Below are 18447 nucleotides of genomic sequence, written 5' to 3'. Positions count from 1 at the left end.
AAACAGAGATGTCTATAATCATGCTCGAAAACGTGAGAGGTATTACGAGATGTCATCTGCCAGTCAACTCAATGACAAGCAACTTGAAGCGATGAAATATGTTCAAGGGCCATTGTTGGTGCTCGCAGGTGCGGGTTCAGGTAAAACCTCAGTGATTACACGAAAAGTTGCTTTTTTGGTACAGCAATGTGGTATTCCAGCACATCGTATTACTGCCATGACCTTTACCAATAAAGCCGCACGTGAAATGAAGGAGCGTGTCGCTAAGTTATTGTCACGTGAAGAAGCAAAAGGACTCTCAGTTTCGACTTTCCATACTTTTGGCTTAAATTTATTGCGTTTAGAATTAAAAAACTTACCTCTTAAAGCCAATTTTTCGATTTTAGATGCAGACGACTGCAAACGAATTCTGATGGACTTAATGCAGCGCGATAATATGTCGGGCGCAGAAAGTAAAGAACTCATCGCCAAAGCAATGAAGAAAATTTCTGATTGGAAAAATGACTTGGTTGTGCCGGAACAGGCACACTCAACTTGTGAAACTGTTGAAGATGTACAACTTGCTCATTTGTACCAACTCTACGAGCGCAACTTACGTGCATATAATGCCGTAGACTTTGATGATCTGATTGTGATGCCAACACGTTTACTCCAAGAAAATGCTGAGGTGCGCGATAAATGGCAGAATCGTGTGCGTTATTTATTGGTCGATGAATATCAAGATACCAATACGGCACAATATACCTTAGTGAAGCTGTTGGTTGGTGTGATGGGACAGTTTACTGCCGTTGGTGATGATGACCAATCCATTTATGCGTGGCGTGGTGCAAAACCTGAAAATATGGCGTTGTTGAAAGATGATTTCCATAACTTAAAAGTGATTAAGCTTGAACAAAACTATCGTTCAACCAGCCGAATCTTAAAAGCAGCCAATGCTGTTATTGAAAATAATCCACATATTTTTGATAAGAAGCTGTGGAGTGATAAAGGGCATGGCGAGACCATTCGGATTATTACTTGTTTAAATGATGATGATGAGGCAGAGCGTGTTGTTAAAGATCTCATCACGCATAAATTGATGAATGGGAAAAATTGGAAAGATTATGCGATTTTATATCGTGGTAACTTCCAAGCACGTGTTTTAGAAACACAACTTCGCCAAATGCAAATCCCTTATAAATTATCAGGTGGGCAATCATTCTTTGCTCGTGCTGAGATTAAAGATGTGATGAGCTATTTACGTCTCATTATTAATCCTGAAGATGATAGTGCTTTCTTACGAATTATTAATACACCGAAGCGTGCAATTGGGCCTGTCACCTTAGAGAAACTAGGACTATTTGCACAAGAAAATACCTTATCGTTATTAACAGCTTCTTCAGATCAACGATTGTCGATGGTATTGCCTAAGAAAGCTGCGACTCAATTACATGAGTTTGCTGATTTTATCGCAACATTTACCCGTGAATTGTTAGACGATGATGAGCCTGTACCTAAAGTTCGTCAAATGATCAACGAAGCGGGTTACATCGATTATGTACGTGAGCAAGCAGCAACACCTGCTCAAGAAAAAACCAAAATCGATAATATTGAGAGCCTCTATACCAGTATCCAAAATCTGATTAATCGTACTGATGATGTCGATGAAAAGAATATTGAAAGTGTGATTCGTAAACTGGTATTGCTCGATATGTTAGAGCAGCAGCAAGAAGAAGAGGACACGGATAAAGTGAACTTATTGACGCTACATGCTGCAAAAGGATTGGAATTTCCTTATGTGTACATGATTGGCTTGGAAGAAGAGCTATTACCACATAAAAACTCGATTGCTTCAGAAACCATCGAAGAAGAACGCCGTTTAATGTATGTGGGCATTACCCGTGCTCGACAAGGGCTTACCTTGACACTTGCTGAGCAGCGTAAAAACGGTGGTCAAATGCGTCAAATGACCCCAAGCCGTTTCTTAGACGAATTGCCACAAGATGATCTAGAGTGGCACGGTCGTAAAAAGAAACTCGCACCGAATGTTGATCCGAAAGAGCAAGCTCAGCAATATCTCGCGAATTTAAAAGCATTATTGAAACGTTAAGAAATAGTAAGTAGGAAGTTGTAATGAAAGTTCAAGTTAAAGTATTAGATGCTCGTTTAGGTCAAGAATGGGCGTTGCCTTCTTATGCCACAACGGGTTCAGCAGGTTTAGATTTACGTGCCTGTTTAGATACTGCAATTGATATTGCGGCTGGTGAAACGGTCTTAGTCAAAACAGGCCTAGCAATTTATATCGAAGATCCAAACTTTGCAGGTTTAATTTTACCACGTTCAGGTCTTGGTCATAAACATGGTATTGTATTAGGGAACTTGGTCGGTTTGATTGATTCCGATTATCAAGGTGAATTGATGATTTCTGTTTGGAATCGTGGGCAAAGTACATTCCGATTAGAACCAGGTGAACGTTTGGCTCAATACGTTTTAGTTCCTGTGGTACAAGCTGAATTTGAACAAGTGCAAGAATTTGTTGCGACTGAACGTGGTACAGGTGGTTTTGGACATACAGGTCAACACTAATACTGCTTTCATTATCAATTTAAATGCAATGCTTTGCTTAAAAGCATTGCATTTTTGATATTGATTGTTCTTTGGATTTGTATTAAAAAGCAGCTGACAAATTATTTTAATTTTTCTGAACAAGGGTTAACTAATTTCTGAATAGTTCTGTTTTTTTTGAATCAGCTAATGATTATAAAAATAGGGGTTCACTGTGAATACAAAATATACATTTCCTCTGAGTATTTTTCGTGCTTATGATATTCGCGGAAAATTAAATCATTTAACACCTCATGTAATTCATTCAATTGGCTATGCTTTAGCACAACAATATAAAAATGCAGGACAATATCAAGTCGTTATTGGGTATGACGCACGTCTAACGAGTCCGACTTATGCCAATATTATTCAACAGATTTTTCAAACACAGGGTTTAACAGTCACCAACATTGGATGTTGCTCATCGCCCATGATGTACTATATCGCGCGTGATTTTGGTGGGAATGGAATTATGGTAACCGCAAGCCATAATCCTAAATCTGATAATGGGATTAAATGGATTTTACAAGGAGAACCACCTAGCCCTGAGATTATTCAACAGGTCGGTTTAGCAGCTCAATTTGCGTTAAAAACAATTGAAAAGAATAGTGATCTACAAGAATTATCGCATCATATTATTCCTGAATTTTGTTTAAAATATCAACAATCATTATTAAGTGATATTCAGCTAAAACGCCCTTTAAAAGTTGCATTAGATGGTTTACATGGTGCAGCAGGTCGTTGTGCAAAACTCGTCTTAGAGAAGTTAGGTTGTCAGGTTATCGCTTTACGTTGTGAAGCCAATGGGAATTTTCCTGATCATGCCCCAGATCCCTCACATGCGGAACATTTAAAACAGTTGCAAGCGGCTATCCTTTTGGAAAAAGCAGATATTGGTATTGCCTTGGATGGTGATGGTGATCGGGTCGTTATTTTGGATGAGCTTGCCCATATTATTAGTCCAGACCGCTTATTGTCTTTATTCGCACAAATTTGTTTAAAACAGCATCCTCAAAAAGAAATCGTATTTGATGTGAAATGTTCACAAATGGTGGCTGAGACGGTACAAAAACTTCATGGCCAAGCCAAAATGATTCGTACAGGAAGTAGTTTCTTGCGCGCATATTTATCTCAATCAAAAGGCAATGCCGTATTTGGGGGAGAGTATGCGGGTCATTATGTATTTAATGATGGTCGTGGTTTTGGTTATGACGATGGTCTATATGCGGCGTTAAGAGTCATGGAATACCTGACTCAATCAGACGAAGCAAACCTTTCTGCATTATTAGAAATTTACCCTGAACGTTATTGTACTGAAGATACCTATATCAGTACCCATGATATAAACCCTAAACAAGTTTTAAATGATATTGAAATTCAAAGTCATCGTTTAGGTGCTCGTTTAAGTAAAATAGATGGTGTAAGACTTGATTTTGATGATGGTTTTGGCATTATTCGAGCATCTAATACGGGTGAGTATTTCACAGTTCGTTTTGATGCAGATAATCCAAGCAGATTAAGTGAAATCCGCCAAGAATTTGTTTCTATGATGCAAGAGCAATATCCGCAAATTGCACAAGAACTCGCACAAGCTTAATAAGGAGACACGCATGCCACATGAGCATATCGGCATTGATAAAGCAAAAATTTTGATTGAAGCTTTGCCGTATATTCAACGTTTTGCAGGTAAAACGTTGGTTGTAAAATATGGTGGCAATGCAATGACTGATCCAGAGCTTGAAAGCTCTTTTGCGCGTGACATTGTGCTATTAAAAACAGTGGGCTTGAATCCAATTGTTGTACATGGTGGTGGTCCACAAGTTGATTCTTTATTGAAACGTTTAGGACAAGAGTCTGATCGTATTGATGGGATGCGCGTTACTGATCAAGCCACGATGGAAGTGGTAGAAATGGTGTTGGGTGGTAGTGTCAATAAATCGATCGTCAATCTGATTAACCAACATGGTGGTCGTGCAATTGGTTTAACAGGTAAAGATGGTAATTTACTTCGTGCCCGTAAATTGCTTATGGAAAAGCAAGAAGCTGATGGCTCAATTTCTCAAATTGATTTGGGTATGGTCGGTGAAGTGACAGGCGTTAAAACCGATGTGTTGGAAATGTTTACCCAAGGTGATTTTATTCCTGTGATCGCACCATTAGGTGTGGATGAAGAAGGGAATACTTATAATATCAATGCTGATCTTGTCGCTGGAAAAGTTGCAGAAGCATTGGGTGCTGAAAAACTGATTCTATTGACCAATATCACAGGCGTATTAGATGAAAATAAAAACTTATTAACTGGATTAAGTACGCAAGAAGTAGATCGTTTAATTGAAACAGGCGTTATCTACGGTGGCATGATTCCTAAAGTCGGTTGTGCATTAGACGCGGTCAAAGGTGGGGTCGTGAGTGCACATATTGTAGATGGTCGAGTACCCCATGCAACATTATTAGAGATTTTTACTGACCACGGGGTTGGAACGCTGATTACCAATCGTGCGAAGCACTAAAGATTAAAAAAGACCTCATGAAGGTCTTTTTTTTCGTCATGATCTGTTCATGTTATAGTCATTTCAATGTCATTTAATCAATTTAAGGTAACTCTAGACATAAGGAGCTTTCATTATGCTAGAAAAATTAAATCATTATCGTCAGACATTAACTTCACCTTTACGCCAAAAACCATCACAAAATCAATTTCGGTTTGGGTGGGTGGACAATCTAAAAGAATTACAAGAAGTACAACGTTTTAGAGCAAATCAATTCTCTCATCAATTTGGTATCTCTTTTGAAGATGGTCTCGATCAAGATCTCTATGACTTTGGTTGTGAGCATGCTGTATTACGTGAGAAATGGACTGGTGAAATTGTTGCCTATACACGCCTTAAATTATTTCAGGGGCATGAGATTGGGCAAAGCTATAGCGCTAAAGAGTTTGATGTTGTTCCTAACCTTTCGCATTTGCCAAGTATTCTAGAAATAGGTCGTACCTGCGTACATCCACAATTCCGTTCTGGAAAAGCCTTATCAATGCTCTGGTTAAATTTGGTGCCAAAGGTGTTGTGGTCAATGCGTGCTAAGTATCTTATGGGATGTGTCAGTATTCATCTTGAAGATAATTTAGCGCGTGCCTATTACACTCATCGTCAGATTCAGCAATTGGGTGATCACCAAATTATTGATATTCGTTCAAAACATGCATTCGAACCTGAGAGACCAGAATATAGCTTCCCACAAGATGAACGGATGCCAAAATTATTTGATACATATCTAGGTATGCAATCTAAGCTCTCTAAACAAGCATTTTATGATGAAGATTTCAAATGTTTAGATTATTTTGTTTTCTTAGAAATTAACAAAATTGCCACTTCTTTTGTCATGAATAAAATGGTGCAGCGATAGTTATATCATTGTTAGTCTAATACTGAGCACATATTGAGATTTACAAGATATCTAAACTTCATGCACAATAGGCTTAGATGTTAGATAGTTAGAAGATATGTGCCAGCTATTAGGAATGAATTGCGCTACACCAACAGATATTACTTTTTCCTTTCGTGGATTTTCTCAACGAGCTGGCGTTACGTCTGATCATTGTGATGGCTTTGGTATCGCATTTTTTGAAGACAAAGCATGTCGGTTATTTGTTGATAATCAATCTGCAGTTGAATCACCAATTGCAGATTTAGTTCGTAATTATCCTATTAAATCTCGTAATGTGATTGCACATATCCGAAAAGCAACACAAGGCAAAATTACGCTAGAAAATTCACATCCATTTCTACGTGAGTTATGGGGGCGACATTGGATTTTTGCACATAACGGTGATCTACACGATTTTAATCCTCAGCTTAGTGGTCGCTTTGAACCTGTCGGTAATACAGACAGCGAACGTGCTTTTTGTTATTTATTAGATCAAATGGTTGAAGCGTTTGGATATACAGAACCGTGTATAGAGAAAGTTTTTTCTCTGTTAGAACGGATTTCACCTGAAATTGCTGAACATGGCACGTTTAATTTTTGCCTATCCAATGGGCAAGCATTATTTAGTTATGCGACAACTAAACTGCATTGGTTAGTAAGAGAATATCCATTTCAACCTGCGCATTTAATTGATTTAGACGTCAAAGTGGATTTTAGCGAGGTAACGACACCTGAAGATCGTGTTGCTGTTATCACGACGGAACCGCTCACACATAATGAATCATGGACTGCATATCAGCCAGGCGAAATGATTTTATTTCAGCACGGGAAACCCATAAAATATACACTAACACGTGTTGAACGTTTAATTCGAGAAGCAGACAATCCGCTGTTAAAACGAATTACCAAAGCAGATCAATATTAATTAGGTATAATCAAAATTAATACATGATATATACCTTTTTTATAATATGAATTCCTTAACTTTTATATTTAAACTCCATGATGAACTTGGTTTTAAAATTGGTTAAAAAATACTTGAGTGTTTTGATTGGATAAAATATTTAAATAAATATAAAACAATAGGTTAATTTATTTTATTGAAAATATTTAAAATCTGACAAAAATGCTGTGTTTTTATTTAATTACTTAGTCGATATTATGTCCTTATTCAATAAATCACATTGGTTTTAGGAATCGATATGGGCATGAAATGGTCTACCGAATATAATACAGGAATAGAGGTAATCGATGATCAGCATCGACGTATTCTAGATTATATTAATGAAATCGCTGATTTAAAATATTCCCATGATCGTGTAAAAATGAAAAGTGTATTAGATAATATTATTGACTATACACAATCACATTTTACCTTTGAAGAAAGTTTACAAGAAGAAGCAAACTATAAGTATCGTGTACCTCACAAGCGTGTGCATGACTTATTTATTAAAAAAATAGAGGCTTATCGTGAGCGCTTTGAACTGGGTCATGAAATTGATAAAGAATTGCATGAAGCTCTCTCTAAATGGTTAATTAATCACATTCGCCATGATGATGCAGATTATGTTGGTGCAGTAAGAGAAAATATGATTGGCATTATTAAAGAAAATGAAAAGAAAAAAGGCAAGAATTGGTTTTCACGGTTCTTTGCTTAACAATAAAATAATAACAATAAGACCTCTTATGGTAGAAAAATAATAAGGTGAAGATGAGTAAAAAATAAGAGGTCAGATTTACATAATAATAACTAGGCGCGGCAAGTCATCTTTATGGTGATTTGCCTTTTTCTTTGGGCATCTTTTGTTTTGATTTTCAGACGTGACAAAGGCAAAATAGATTGAATATTTCATTGTAAGCTCCATAAAGAAGCACAATGAGTTCTAAGCTTTTTAAGGAATGCAGTATGCAGGACACAACTCTGTCACGCTGGCTTACACCAGTGATGGCGTTTTGCTTATCTTTTGTCATGATTAGCACATTAGCACCAACAGTGGGTATTCAAATTGATCGTCAATTTGATTTTTGGTTATTGTGGCTAGGAACCATGCTTTTATTAGCACTACCGATTGGTTTTCTTGAAATTGCCTTAGCGAAACGTTCACAGATGACCGCGTTACAAGCACTTTCTACTTTAACGCGTGATGCTGATGCTTCCCCGAAATGGCGTTTAGTAGGTTGGTTCGCTGTTGTTTTTGTTCCTTTCTTTGCAGGCAGTATGATAACTACCTCTGCTCATATTGTGACTGAGCAGCTTGGATTAAATCTTCCTGTTCAAATCCTTTTCGCTGTTTTTGCCGTTATAGTGCTTGGTTTATCGTTTATACCGCGCCAATTTTTAATTGGACTTACAACAATTGGAGTCATTGCTGCTTTCATTGGTGCAAATGTGATGGGCACTCAGTTAACGACTTGGCACTGGACAGGTATTGAGTTTAAAGAGTGGGGCAATGCTACAGTGCTCGCTTTAGTCGCAAGTGGTCTAGGTCTAGGATTGTATTGGCAAAGTAGCTTAGCGACAGTGAAAAAACAACAAGCGGTCACAAGTTCAGTCTTTCCGATCTGGGTCGCGCAGCTTATTGCTGTCATTGCATTTGGTTTCTTCTCTACCCAAGCGCAACTTCCAGCATTAGCGTGGGTTTTTGCTGCGATAATGTCTGCTGCATTATTGATCCAATGTGCTAAAGAGCAGTTAGCACAACGCCAACTTGCAATCATTATTCAATGGGGCATTATTCTCGCGGCAATTGCAGTTTGGGCTGTGCCACAAGTTGACCAAATTTTTAATACTCTATTGATGATTTGGGGATTAGTGATTTGTTTAATTTATGCCGTTTTTGCAGGCTGGGTTATGAAGATTAGCCATCTTCGTAAGGCCATGGGCTTTAGTAACGAATTATTTTATAACGTATGGCGTATTGCGGTACGTTTAGTTTTACCGCTTTCAATTTTGATTGCGATTGTCGCAGTTATTGGACAAGTTTTATAATGGAACAGAAACAAGTTTGGGTTGCATTTGTGACACCTGAACAGCAATTTATGATTGCCGTTCCATTCAATGAAGGAATGACTGCACAACAAGCGATTGATGCAAGTGGTTTAGCAGAACAGGTAAAACTTCCAGAGCTTTTAAATCTTGGGGTATTTGGTAGCAAGATTGAGGTAGATACTGTTTTACAAGTGGGTGATCGAGTAGAGATTTATCGTCCATTGACGATTAATCCTAAAGATATTAGACGCAAGCGTGCCGCAAAGAACCCCGTTGGACGTTTTATTAAGGGTAATCGTTTCAGACCATCAAGTTCATAAATAAAACCCCTCACGAATGATTCGGTGAGGGGTTTCTTTTTTTTGGAAACTATTTATAGTGGTGGCGCAGTCAGAATCGCTTCTTTTGATGCTGGTAAACCAGGTTGTGATTCGGGAATCGTATCTAAACCTTCTAGACGTTCTACATTGCCATTCGCATCGAAATAAACTTTTAAGTGTTGACCACGCACTGCGGGTATTTTTGCTTTTTTAGCATAAGTACCTGGTGTGTAGTTGTAGATATAGTCCCAACGTAATGGATTTAATGGATCTGTAACAGTTGGACTACCCAGTAAGAAACGGACTTGCTGAAAGCTCATGCCGACTTGTACTTGTGATGCTTGTGCTTTAGTTAATGGTGTTCCCTGTGGAATATCGACTTTATAAACACCAAAGACTGAACAACCGCTAAGTACTGAAGTGACGAATAACGCCAGCATGATTTTTTGCATTTTGCTACACTATCCTGATAAATGATGATGCATTTGGTTCAAGGATAGATCATACTGCATCTAAACTCTATTGCCTATTCCAACTTAAGATTTGTTGAGAGACCTTTTTAAATGCCTATTTCCAATCAAGACTTACGCAAAGCTGGACTTAAAGTCACCCTTCCTCGTATTAAGATTTTGGAATTGTTAGAAAATTCAAAACAACATCATTTAAGTGCTGAAGATATTTATAAAACTTTGCTTGAACAAGGTGAAGATGTTGGTTTAGCAACTGTTTACCGAGTGTTAACACAATTTGAAGCGGCTGGTATTATCCAACGTCATCATTTTGAAAATAATCATTCAGTTTTTGAAATCATGCAAGAAGATCATCATGATCACCTTGTTTGCTTAAATTGCAACAAAGTTGTTGAATTTACGAATGATATTATTGAGAAAGAGCAACATGCTGTTGCAGATCAGCATAATTTTGCCTTAACTGGCCATTCATTAAACTTATACGGTTATTGTAGTGATTCTGAATGCCAAGATGCTTATCGTAAAAAATGAGTTTGATTTAGTTAAAGCTTAGTAGTTTACTAAAATTAAACAAATAAAAAGGAAGGTTTTTTAAAACCTTCCTTTTTTTAATGTCTTAATTTGAATTATTGACCATCAAAGGTAATATTTCGGCTCGCACTCAATAACTGATTTGTACCTTCTTCTGAAAGTTTAATTGTGAGACGTAAGTCATTTGGCGAGTCAGCATGCTTCAGTGCATCTTTATACGTAATTTCACCTGCTTTATATAAATCAAATAATGCTTGGTCAAAAGTCTGCATCCCCAACTCACGAGAGCGCTTCATGAGATCTTTGATTTCGTGGACTTCACCTTTGCGTATGTAATCTGCCAAAAGTGGTGTATTAATCAGAATCTCAATTGCTGCACGACGTGAATTACCATCTGGCGTTGGAATCAACTGTTGAGCAACCATCGCCTTGAGATTAAGTGATAAATCCATATGCAATTGAGGATGACGATCTGCTTCAAAGAAGTGGACAATGCGATCTAGTGCTTGGTTCGCATTATTTGCGTGTAGTGTTGCAAGTACTAAGTGACCTGTTTCCGCAAAAGCAATCGCATAGTCCATGGTTTCTCGAGAACGAATCTCACCAATCAAGATCACATCAGGTGCTTGGCGAAGCGTATTTTTTAATGCGACTTCAAATGAATCTGTATCAATCCCGACTTCACGTTGAGTGACAATACAACCCGCATGTTGATGTACGAATTCAATTGGGTCTTCAATGGTAATAATATGACCCTTTGAATTTTGGTTACGGTAACCAATCATCGAAGCTAATGAGGTTGATTTACCTGTACCTGTTGCGCCTACAAAGATAATGATACCGCGTTTGGTCATGGCGAGTTCTTTCAGCACGCTAGGGAGCTTGAGTTCATCCATGGTTGGAATGACAGTTTCAATACGACGTAAAACCATTCCAGGCATATCACGTTGTTGAAAGGCACTTACACGGAAACGGGCTGTTTTCTCACGATTGACGATCGCAAAATTACACTCTCTTGTTTCAGCGAATTCTTTACGCTGCTTATCTGACATAATTGAATGAAGTAACTGACCAACGACTTCACCTGAAAGTTTAGATTTTGAAACAGGCACAATTTGACCGTTGATCTTCATTGATGGTTCAACATCTGCAGTGACAAATAAATCAGATGCACTTTGTTGAATCATTAAATTGAGTAAATCATTAAAGTCCATGATATTTCTCTAATCCGTTTATTATTATAGGAATGACTCAGGTTGTTTTGCTACGGTACGGGCAACTTGAGGACTAATAACGCCTTTTGAAACCAAAGTCTTAAGACTTTGGTCAAGTGTAGTCATACCGTAGTTTGCACCCGTTTGGATGGCAGAATACATCTGCGCTACTTTATTTTCACGTACAAGGTTACGAATTGCTGGAATTCCAATCATGATTTCATGTGCTGCAACACGACCACCGCCATTTTTCTTCAATAATGTTTGTGAAATAACGGCTTGTAGTGATTCAGAAAGCATGGCACGAACCATATCTTTTTCTTCGGCAGGGAATACGTCGATGACACGGTCAATTGTTTTCGCTGCAGAGGTCGTATGCAGTGTACCAAAAACCAAGTGACCTGTTTCAGCCGCAGTTAACGCAAGTCGGATGGTTTCTAAGTCACGCATCTCACCGACAAGAATAATGTCAGGGTCTTCACGAAGTGCAGAACGAAGTGCTTCATTGAAGCCATGTGTATCACGGTGCACTTCACGTTGGTTAATCAAACATTTTTTAGATTGGTGTACAAATTCAATCGGGTCTTCAACTGTTAAAATATGGTCATAACGGTTTTCATTAATATAATCAATCATCGCGGCAAGTGTGGTTGATTTACCAGAACCCGTAGGTCCTGTGACCAAAACGATACCCCGTGGATAATCACAAATTTCTTTAAAAATTGAACCTAAACCAAGGTCTTCCATGGTTAAAACTTTAGATGGAATGGTACGGAATACCGCGCCAGCGCCACGGTTTTGGTTAAATGCGTTCACACGGAAACGTGCAATATTAGGCACTTCAAATGAAAAGTCAGTTTCTAGATCTTCTTCATAATCACGACGTTGTTTATCATTCATGATGTCATACACTAAGCGGTGTACATCTTTATGTTCTAGTGCTGGTAAATTAATACGACGGACTTCACCATCTACACGAATCATTGGTGGCATACCTGATGAAAGATGTAAGTCTGAAGCACCGTTTTTAACTGCAAATGCTAGTAATTCTGTAATATCCATGATTTCCCCGAAACAATCAAAATGCCTCACTCTTTTATAGAATAATATACGGCTTTCACTCTGTGTTACCAACATATTATAGAATGTGAGAGAAAAAAGATTTTGTAAGTGAGAACTGTGTCAATGAATAAATCTGAGCAATTCCGTCAATCTGTTTTAAATCAAATAGAGCAAGCTTGCCAGCAGGTGAAACGTGATCCTTCGACTGTACAATTGTTGGCTGTTTCAAAGACTCATCCGAGCCAAACCTTACGAGAAATGTATACTGTTGGTCAGCGTTGTTTTGGTGAAAATTATTTGCAAGAAGCCTTGACTAAAATTGATGAATTACAAGATTTAGATATTGAATGGCATTTTATTGGTCATGTACAACGCAATAAAACCAAGCATTTAGCAGAAACATTTGATTGGGTGCATGGAGTCGATCGCTTCATTATTGCAGAACGTTTATCCAAGCAACGTTTAGAAAATCAAGAACCGTTAAATATCTGTATTCAGGTAAATATTGATGGGCAAAATTCTAAAGATGGTTGCCAACCAAATGAGGTTTTAGAATTGGTTCATCAAATCAGTCAGCTTCCACACATACGTTTGCGTGGATTGATGGTGATTCCAGCACCTGAAAATTATGCTGCGTTTATCGATGCCAAGGCCTTATTTGATGAAGTGAAGTCTCAGCATGCACAGCCGCAAGATTGGGATACATTAAGTATGGGCATGTCTGCCGATCTCGAAGCTGCGATTGCAGCAGGTTCAACTATGGTCAGAGTAGGAACGGCATTGTTTGGTGCAAGAGGATGAGCGAGGAAAAGCAAAGCTACCTCGTTTCACGATGTCTTGCGAAGCTATGTTTCTCATTTGCCCGAAGCGCGAGACGAGAAACTATGTTTCGGGTAACTGGTTAAGCCCTGTATCACCCCACCAGCTCAATCCGACTTGAACCCGAACCTATTGGCTGTACCTGAATCTGTACAGGAATCCGTTCATGCATTTCCTGAATATGTGAAATTAAAATCACTTTACGGCCTTGGCTTTGCAGTTGATCTAGCGCATTCATCACCATATGCAACGAAGATGCATCCAAAGTACCAAAACCTTCATCAATAAATAGCGATTCGATTTTCATGGAACCTGAAGCCATATTGGCAATTGCCAAGGAAATCGCAAGTGCAGTCAGGAAAGACTCACCACCAGACAGTGAAGCCACTGAACGGGTTTCTCCATCCATATCATGGTCAATGATGGCTAGGCTGAGGGAGTTATCCAAACGTTTTAAGGTATAACGCTGCGATAGCATTGCTAATTGTTGATTGGCATATTCCAGCAAAATATCCAGATTATATTGCTGAGCTAAGTCACGGAAATCTTTACCTTTGGAATCGCCAATTAAACTAGAAATCTTATTCCAACGGTGTTCCTGCTGCTGAATCTGCTGGATTTGATCTGCAAATTGTTTTTGCTTGGCAAGGTTTTGTTGATGTACTTCTAATTTCAGTTTGAACTGATCACGTTGTTCGGCTTGCTGTTGTAGCTTCTGATGATTGAGATGGATGTACTCAATCAACTGGGTGTGTTCGATGGGTGGCTGTTGTTGCTGATGTATCTGTAATTGCTGTTGCAGCGTTTTCAATGCAGAGGCGGCCTCATTGAGTAAGCGTTCTGCATGTTGTAGCGATGTTCGAATGTGCTGTTCTTGCTCAGCACGAATAGCAAGTAAGTCAGCTAATTGATGCTCTTCAAACTCAGGATGCTGGCTTAACCATGCTCGAATTTCAGTTTTAGATTGAGTAAGAATAGATTGTTGGTGTTGTTGTTGAGCCTTGAGCTGTTCCAGTTCATTTTTCTGCTGTTCATAGATTTCACGAGTCTGTTCAAAACGCTGCTTGATCTGCTGATATTGATTTTGGAGTTGCTGACGTTGTTGATCGTGTTGGTTTAACCATTCATTGGCTTTCAGTTCGGTTAAACCTGTCATCACTACAATTAGTTGATGCGCTGACTCTGTATTTTGTTTGCCTTTAAGCTCGACATCTTTGAGTTGCTGGCTAAACTCCGCATGTTGAGTGTTCAAGCTTGTTAAATTGGTCTTTAATAGATTCAGTTGCTGTTCAAGCTGTTGCTGTTGCTTGCTGAGTGTTTCAGCTTGTTCAATCTGTTGAACACGTTGCTGTAAACGTTGTGCTAGCTGTTGAGCAGAGCTTAGCGTTTGCTGTTGCCATAAGTTTTGTTCATCGCTAGTCAGGCAATCTACAACATGCTGAATCTGTTGCTGTAACTGCTGTACGCTTTCGAGTTGATAGCGGATATTTTGAATCGTTTGAGTCAGGTGATAGTGGTCTTTATTGGCCTGATGCAGTTGCTGTAACTCAATTTCAATCTGCTGTTTGAGTTGAGTTGCTTCACTCGTCCATTGTTGTTGAGCGACCGTGATTTCAGCATGTGGTTGGGTTAAATCTAACTGAATGTCGAACTGTACGGTATGTTTGACTAACTCCTGATGTTGCAGTTTGAATTTGTCATCTGCTTGTTGCACTGCGGATTGCAATTGAGTCAGTTCGGTATGAATCTGGGTAAATTGCTGCTGTGTGTTTTGCCAAAGTTGAAAGCATTGTTGCTCTTGCTGAATGGCCTGTTGTTCTTGCTGTTGTTGCAGCTCATACAAGGCTTTGGAGAGCTGACTTGCATCATCACGATAGGGATGTTCGGTGCTACCACAGACCAGACAGGCTTCTCCGTGTTTGAGTTCTGCACGGAGATGTTCAATATTTTCAGCATGTAATAAACGTTGTTGTTGCAATATCTGCTGCAATTTTTCCCGTTCATTTTTGGCAGATTGGAATGCGCCTTGGCTAGTTTGCAGTTGTTGGTCAAGTTGCTGATGTTGTTGCTGTGTGCTACTGAGCTTATGGCTTAGTTCATCACGGTCTTTGTTAAGTTCAAAATAATGCTGTAACTTTTGCTGAATTAGATCCAGTTGATTCAGTTGGGCTTGTTGCTGTTCTCTGAGTTTTTGTTTCTGTTCAAGCTGGCTTTCAATCTGTTGTGGTGTGCCAAATTTTTGAATGAGCTCATTCAATACGATCTGATCTTGTTCAAGTTTGGATTGTGCCTGTTGAATCGAACCTAAATTTTGTTCGACTTTTTGGTATTGCAGAATAAATTGCTGCAGCTGCTGAAGATGTGCATTCAAGCCCTTATCTAAAGTGGAGAATTGTGCGCTCTGTTGCAGTTGATCAGAGCAGCTTTGTTGTTGTATCGATAAGCTATGGTGACTTTGTTCAAACTGCTGTTGCTGCTCAAGTAATGGTTTTTGTTGCGCTTCGTTTTGGTTTAAGCCGAGTTTGGATTTCTTATATTCATCGGCAATGTATTCACGTTCCTGTACATATTTACGCACTTGAGTGAGTTCATGCTGATGGTTTTGTTCAAAACTCTGAAATTGCTGTAAGGCTGTTTCAGCCCGCATATAAGCCGTTTTTTCTTGCTCAAATTGGCTGCTTACAGCGGTAAATTGCTGTTGCTTGTGTTGAATCTGCGGTTCAAGCTGTTGCAGTGCTTTTTCCAGTTGTTGCTGTTGGAATACAATCGGACGAATGCCTGAAAAGGTTTCAAGTTGGTTGAGTCGATTGCGATCTGCTGCTAAAGCCTCATGTGCTTGAATTTGAATCTCATGCTGTTGTTGTTTTAGTGTGATTTCAGTTTCGAGTTTCTGTCGCTGTTCAAACCATTGTTGCTGTTGATTAAGCTGAACTTTGTCGGCTTCCAAATGTTGAACCTGTTGTTGTATCTGCTGGAATTGGGTCTGTAATTCAGCAACTTCTTCATCTGAACGGATTTCAATATGACCGAGCACATTTTCCAATTGCTTGCGTTGGTTACTGATTTCACGGGTCTTTTCAAACGCCAGTTGTCCAATTTTGGCAAAAATACTGGAGTTGGTCAGATATTCTAATAATTCACCACGTTCATTATCGCGCGCCTTTAAAAATGCCGTGACTTCGGACTGTGCGAGCAATACTGCACGGGTGAATTGTTCAAAACTGAGTTGGGTAATCTGTTGAATATGTGCTTCAACCGCTTTGGTTTTATCTGCAATCACCACACAATCGGTCAGGCATTTCAGTGAGCGTTGCACGCTTTGTAGTTTGCCACTGGCATTTTCACGGGCACGCTTAATTTCCCAACGTGCGAGGTAATGTTTTTGGTCTTGTGCCACAAAACACAGTTCAGCAAAGCCATGTCCTGTACCGCGACGTAGAACCGTTAAAGGGGAGTTGGTCAGTAGTTCAGAACCATCGACATCTAATAGTTTGCCGTCACTTTCTTTAAGGCGGGGAATTTTATTAAATAACGCCAGACACATGGCATCTAAAATCGTAGATTTACCTGCACCTGTTTTTCCAACAATGGCGATCAGTCCCGCACTGGCCAAAGGCTCAGTTTCAAAATCAATAAAGTGCTCATCTGCCAGAGATGCCAAATTTTTTAGTCGTATTGATAAAATTTTCATGGCAGGTCCTTAAACAGTCTGATCATCTTCAAGTTGCTTTTGCGCTTCTGCGACCAAACTCATAAAGTCTTTGGCAACTTCGTCATCGGCGTGATAGCCCTTTTTCTCCCAAATTTGCTGAAATAGTTTTTCGGGTGTCGGTGGTTCTAAGCTAATGTTCTGCTTGCTCTCTGTATTGCTTTGATTGGAGAGATATTGTCTGGAAATCCGCACCAGTCGATAACGATCTTTGGGCAAGGCATCTTCAAATTGTTGTCGTAGATTCGGCTGTGGTGGTGTCGAGGTATGATATTCGATATCGACATATTCACGATGCTCGAGATTTTCGATCGGTTCATTTGGTAGATTGCGCAGATGTTGCATGACCACACTGAGTTCATCTTTAATTTTATGCAGTTGAATACTTCTGGGGATCGGCAAAGCTTCAAAGTTAAACGAATCTTCACTTTTTGTAGGATCAATGCTGACTTCAACCACTTGGTGCTTATAGTTGATTTCACTGAATGACAAAGGAATCGGTGAGCCGCTATAACGAATATGTGGATGCTGCACTTTTTGCGGTTTATGCAAATGCCCTAGTGCTACATAATCAATGCTATCGTCGAACAGGGCTGTAGATAGTGCTTCTTCATTACCAATAATAATCGGTCGTTCTGAATCCGAAGTTTCTCCACCTTGCATATGCGCATGTGACATCAGAATCAGGGCCTGATCATCGGTTTTACGACGTTTGGCTTCTTCGATTAACTGTTGATGTAAATAAGCAATCGCATTTTGGCTGTTGGTGGTGTGTTCATTAAAACCCGTAATTTCGGCAGGGCGTAGAAATGGCAGGGCAATACACCACGCCACAATATGCTTTTGTTCATCATAAATTGGCAAAATGAGGCGTTCTAAATCTAATGTTTTATCTTGATTCCAACGAATCACACCCACAGTTTTGGCATTGTATTTTGCCAATAAAGGCTCGACTTGTTCAATGCGATAACCTGAGTCGTGATTGCCTGCAATCATCAAAGTTTGCATCTGTGGGGCAAGCTCGTGTGCATCGGCAAGGAATTGATAGAGTTGTTTTTGTGCCTGTGAGCTGGGATTAATCACATCAAAAATATCACCCGCAATGAGTAATGCATGCGGCTGTTTGGCTTTGATCTGCTCAAGTAACCATGCCAGAAATTGTTCATGTTCATAGTGGCGGGAATGATTATAAAAAAACTGCCCCAAATGCCAGTCAGACGTATGAAAAAAACGCACGGTCATAAATGAATCTAAAAATAAAATGAACCTGAATAAGGTAGCACGGATTCAGCCAAAAAGTAGAGCCTTGTAGCGTTGAATAACATAG

General features: G+C 39.2%; 16 protein-coding genes. 11 read left to right on the top strand and 5 right to left on the bottom strand.

The window, feature by feature from the left end:
- The first annotated feature begins 49 nt into the window (after nt 1–49).
- The 9 genes from rep to CDG56_RS12380 all read left to right on the top strand — a co-directional run bounded on the left by rep (nt 50) and on the right by CDG56_RS12380 (nt 9315).
- The gene (gene rep / locus CDG56_RS12420) at nt 50–2089 is read left to right on the top strand and encodes a DNA helicase Rep (protein ID WP_087548045.1); all 2040 of its coding nucleotides are present in this window, start codon (nt 50–52) and stop codon (nt 2087–2089) included.
- A 23-nt stretch (nt 2090–2112) separates the two neighbouring features.
- Nucleotides 2113–2565, top strand: a complete 453-nt coding sequence (gene dut / locus CDG56_RS12415) for a dUTP diphosphatase (protein ID WP_087537162.1) — start codon at nt 2113–2115, stop codon at nt 2563–2565.
- Between the two features lie 193 nt (nt 2566–2758).
- Nucleotides 2759–4180, top strand: a complete 1422-nt coding sequence (locus CDG56_RS12410; protein ID WP_087548044.1) for a phosphomannomutase/phosphoglucomutase — start codon at nt 2759–2761, stop codon at nt 4178–4180.
- A gap of 13 nt (nt 4181–4193) precedes the next feature.
- Complete coding sequence (gene argB, locus CDG56_RS12405) at nt 4194–5093, top strand: acetylglutamate kinase (RefSeq protein ID WP_004663435.1); 900 nt, start codon at nt 4194–4196, stop codon at nt 5091–5093.
- 115 nt (nt 5094–5208) lie between these two features.
- Nucleotides 5209–5985 carry a GNAT family N-acetyltransferase gene (locus tag CDG56_RS12400; protein ID WP_087548043.1) on the top strand — a complete coding sequence of 259 codons (777 nt, stop codon included), beginning with the start codon at nt 5209–5211 and terminating at the stop codon, nt 5983–5985.
- Between the two features lie 97 nt (nt 5986–6082).
- Entirely contained in the window at nt 6083–6931 is an 849-nt protein-coding gene (locus tag CDG56_RS12395) for a class II glutamine amidotransferase (RefSeq protein ID WP_087548042.1), read from the top strand.
- Between the two features lie 277 nt (nt 6932–7208).
- Nucleotides 7209–7664: a bacteriohemerythrin gene (locus tag CDG56_RS12390; protein ID WP_004663432.1), complete on the top strand. Its 456-nt coding sequence runs from the start codon at nt 7209–7211 to the stop codon at nt 7662–7664.
- A gap of 248 nt (nt 7665–7912) precedes the next feature.
- Nucleotides 7913–8995, top strand: coding sequence for a hypothetical protein (locus CDG56_RS12385; protein ID WP_087548041.1), 1083 nt, complete (start codon nt 7913–7915; stop codon nt 8993–8995).
- A complete protein-coding gene (locus tag CDG56_RS12380) occupies nt 8995–9315 on the top strand; it encodes an RnfH family protein (RefSeq protein ID WP_087548040.1) in 321 nt (106 codons plus the stop codon). Before CDG56_RS12385 ends, CDG56_RS12380 begins: the two co-directional genes overlap by 1 nt.
- 53 nt (nt 9316–9368) lie before the next feature.
- Here the strand turns inward: CDG56_RS12380 and CDG56_RS12375 are convergent, their stop codons facing one another.
- On the bottom strand, nt 9369–9767 hold the full coding sequence (locus CDG56_RS12375; protein ID WP_004663429.1) for an outer membrane protein assembly factor BamE: 399 nt from the start codon (nt 9765–9767) through the stop codon (nt 9369–9371).
- A 111-nt stretch (nt 9768–9878) separates the two neighbouring features.
- Between CDG56_RS12375 and fur the strand changes: the two genes are divergently transcribed.
- Nucleotides 9879–10316 (top strand): ferric iron uptake transcriptional regulator, encoded by a 438-nt coding sequence (fur, locus tag CDG56_RS12370; protein ID WP_004663428.1) that lies wholly within the window; start codon nt 9879–9881, stop codon nt 10314–10316.
- A 95-nt stretch (nt 10317–10411) separates the two neighbouring features.
- Here fur and CDG56_RS12365 read toward each other — a convergent pair whose 3' ends face one another.
- The gene (locus CDG56_RS12365; RefSeq protein ID WP_087544929.1) at nt 10412–11530 is read right to left on the bottom strand and encodes a PilT/PilU family type 4a pilus ATPase; all 1119 of its coding nucleotides are present in this window, start codon (nt 11528–11530) and stop codon (nt 10412–10414) included.
- Nucleotides 11531–11554: 24 nt separating this feature from the next.
- Nucleotides 11555–12592 carry a type IV pilus twitching motility protein PilT gene (locus tag CDG56_RS12360; protein WP_087544931.1) on the bottom strand — a complete coding sequence of 346 codons (1038 nt, stop codon included), beginning with the start codon at nt 12590–12592 and terminating at the stop codon, nt 11555–11557.
- Between the two features lie 123 nt (nt 12593–12715).
- On the opposite strand from CDG56_RS12360, the gene CDG56_RS12355 reads away from it, so the two are divergent.
- The gene (locus CDG56_RS12355) at nt 12716–13393 is read left to right on the top strand and encodes a YggS family pyridoxal phosphate-dependent enzyme (RefSeq protein WP_087548039.1); all 678 of its coding nucleotides are present in this window, start codon (nt 12716–12718) and stop codon (nt 13391–13393) included.
- Nucleotides 13394–13505: 112 nt separating this feature from the next.
- Here the strand turns inward: CDG56_RS12355 and CDG56_RS12350 are convergent, their stop codons facing one another.
- Nucleotides 13506–17102 (bottom strand): AAA family ATPase, encoded by a 3597-nt coding sequence (locus tag CDG56_RS12350; protein ID WP_087548038.1) that lies wholly within the window; start codon nt 17100–17102, stop codon nt 13506–13508.
- Between the two features lie 9 nt (nt 17103–17111).
- Nucleotides 17112–18362, bottom strand: coding sequence for an exonuclease SbcCD subunit D (locus CDG56_RS12345; protein ID WP_087548037.1), 1251 nt, complete (start codon nt 18360–18362; stop codon nt 17112–17114).
- Nucleotides 18363–18447 lie beyond the last annotated feature (85 nt).

The organism is Acinetobacter sp. WCHA39 (assembly GCF_002165385.1).
Classification (GTDB): Bacteria; Pseudomonadota; Gammaproteobacteria; order Pseudomonadales; family Moraxellaceae; genus Acinetobacter.
This window is presented reverse-complemented; position numbering and strand designations above follow the sequence as displayed.

What these genes read in the sequence shown, in the direction of transcription:
- CDG56_RS12390 (WP_004663432.1), top strand. Translation starts at nt 7,209, where the DNA reads ATGGGCATGAAATGGTCTACCGAATATAATACAGGAATAGAGGTAATC.
- CDG56_RS12355 (WP_087548039.1), top strand. Translation starts at nt 12,716, where the DNA reads ATGAATAAATCTGAGCAATTCCGTCAATCTGTTTTAAATCAAATAGAG.
- CDG56_RS12395 (WP_087548042.1), top strand. Translation starts at nt 6,083, where the DNA reads ATGTGCCAGCTATTAGGAATGAATTGCGCTACACCAACAGATATTACT.
- CDG56_RS12400 (WP_087548043.1), top strand. Translation starts at nt 5,209, where the DNA reads ATGCTAGAAAAATTAAATCATTATCGTCAGACATTAACTTCACCTTTA.
- fur (WP_004663428.1), top strand. Translation starts at nt 9,879, where the DNA reads ATGCCTATTTCCAATCAAGACTTACGCAAAGCTGGACTTAAAGTCACC.
- CDG56_RS12350 (WP_087548038.1), bottom strand. Translation starts at nt 17,102, where the DNA reads ATGAAAATTTTATCAATACGACTAAAAAATTTGGCATCTCTGGCAGAT.
- dut (WP_087537162.1), top strand. Translation starts at nt 2,113, where the DNA reads ATGAAAGTTCAAGTTAAAGTATTAGATGCTCGTTTAGGTCAAGAATGG.
- CDG56_RS12360 (WP_087544931.1), bottom strand. Translation starts at nt 12,592, where the DNA reads ATGGATATTACAGAATTACTAGCATTTGCAGTTAAAAACGGTGCTTCA.
- CDG56_RS12345 (WP_087548037.1), bottom strand. Translation starts at nt 18,362, where the DNA reads ATGACCGTGCGTTTTTTTCATACGTCTGACTGGCATTTGGGGCAGTTT.
- argB (WP_004663435.1), top strand. Translation starts at nt 4,194, where the DNA reads ATGCCACATGAGCATATCGGCATTGATAAAGCAAAAATTTTGATTGAA.
- CDG56_RS12375 (WP_004663429.1), bottom strand. Translation starts at nt 9,767, where the DNA reads ATGCAAAAAATCATGCTGGCGTTATTCGTCACTTCAGTACTTAGCGGT.
- CDG56_RS12380 (WP_087548040.1), top strand. Translation starts at nt 8,995, where the DNA reads ATGGAACAGAAACAAGTTTGGGTTGCATTTGTGACACCTGAACAGCAA.
- rep (WP_087548045.1), top strand. Translation starts at nt 50, where the DNA reads ATGTCATCTGCCAGTCAACTCAATGACAAGCAACTTGAAGCGATGAAA.
- CDG56_RS12385 (WP_087548041.1), top strand. Translation starts at nt 7,913, where the DNA reads ATGCAGGACACAACTCTGTCACGCTGGCTTACACCAGTGATGGCGTTT.
- CDG56_RS12365 (WP_087544929.1), bottom strand. Translation starts at nt 11,530, where the DNA reads ATGGACTTTAATGATTTACTCAATTTAATGATTCAACAAAGTGCATCT.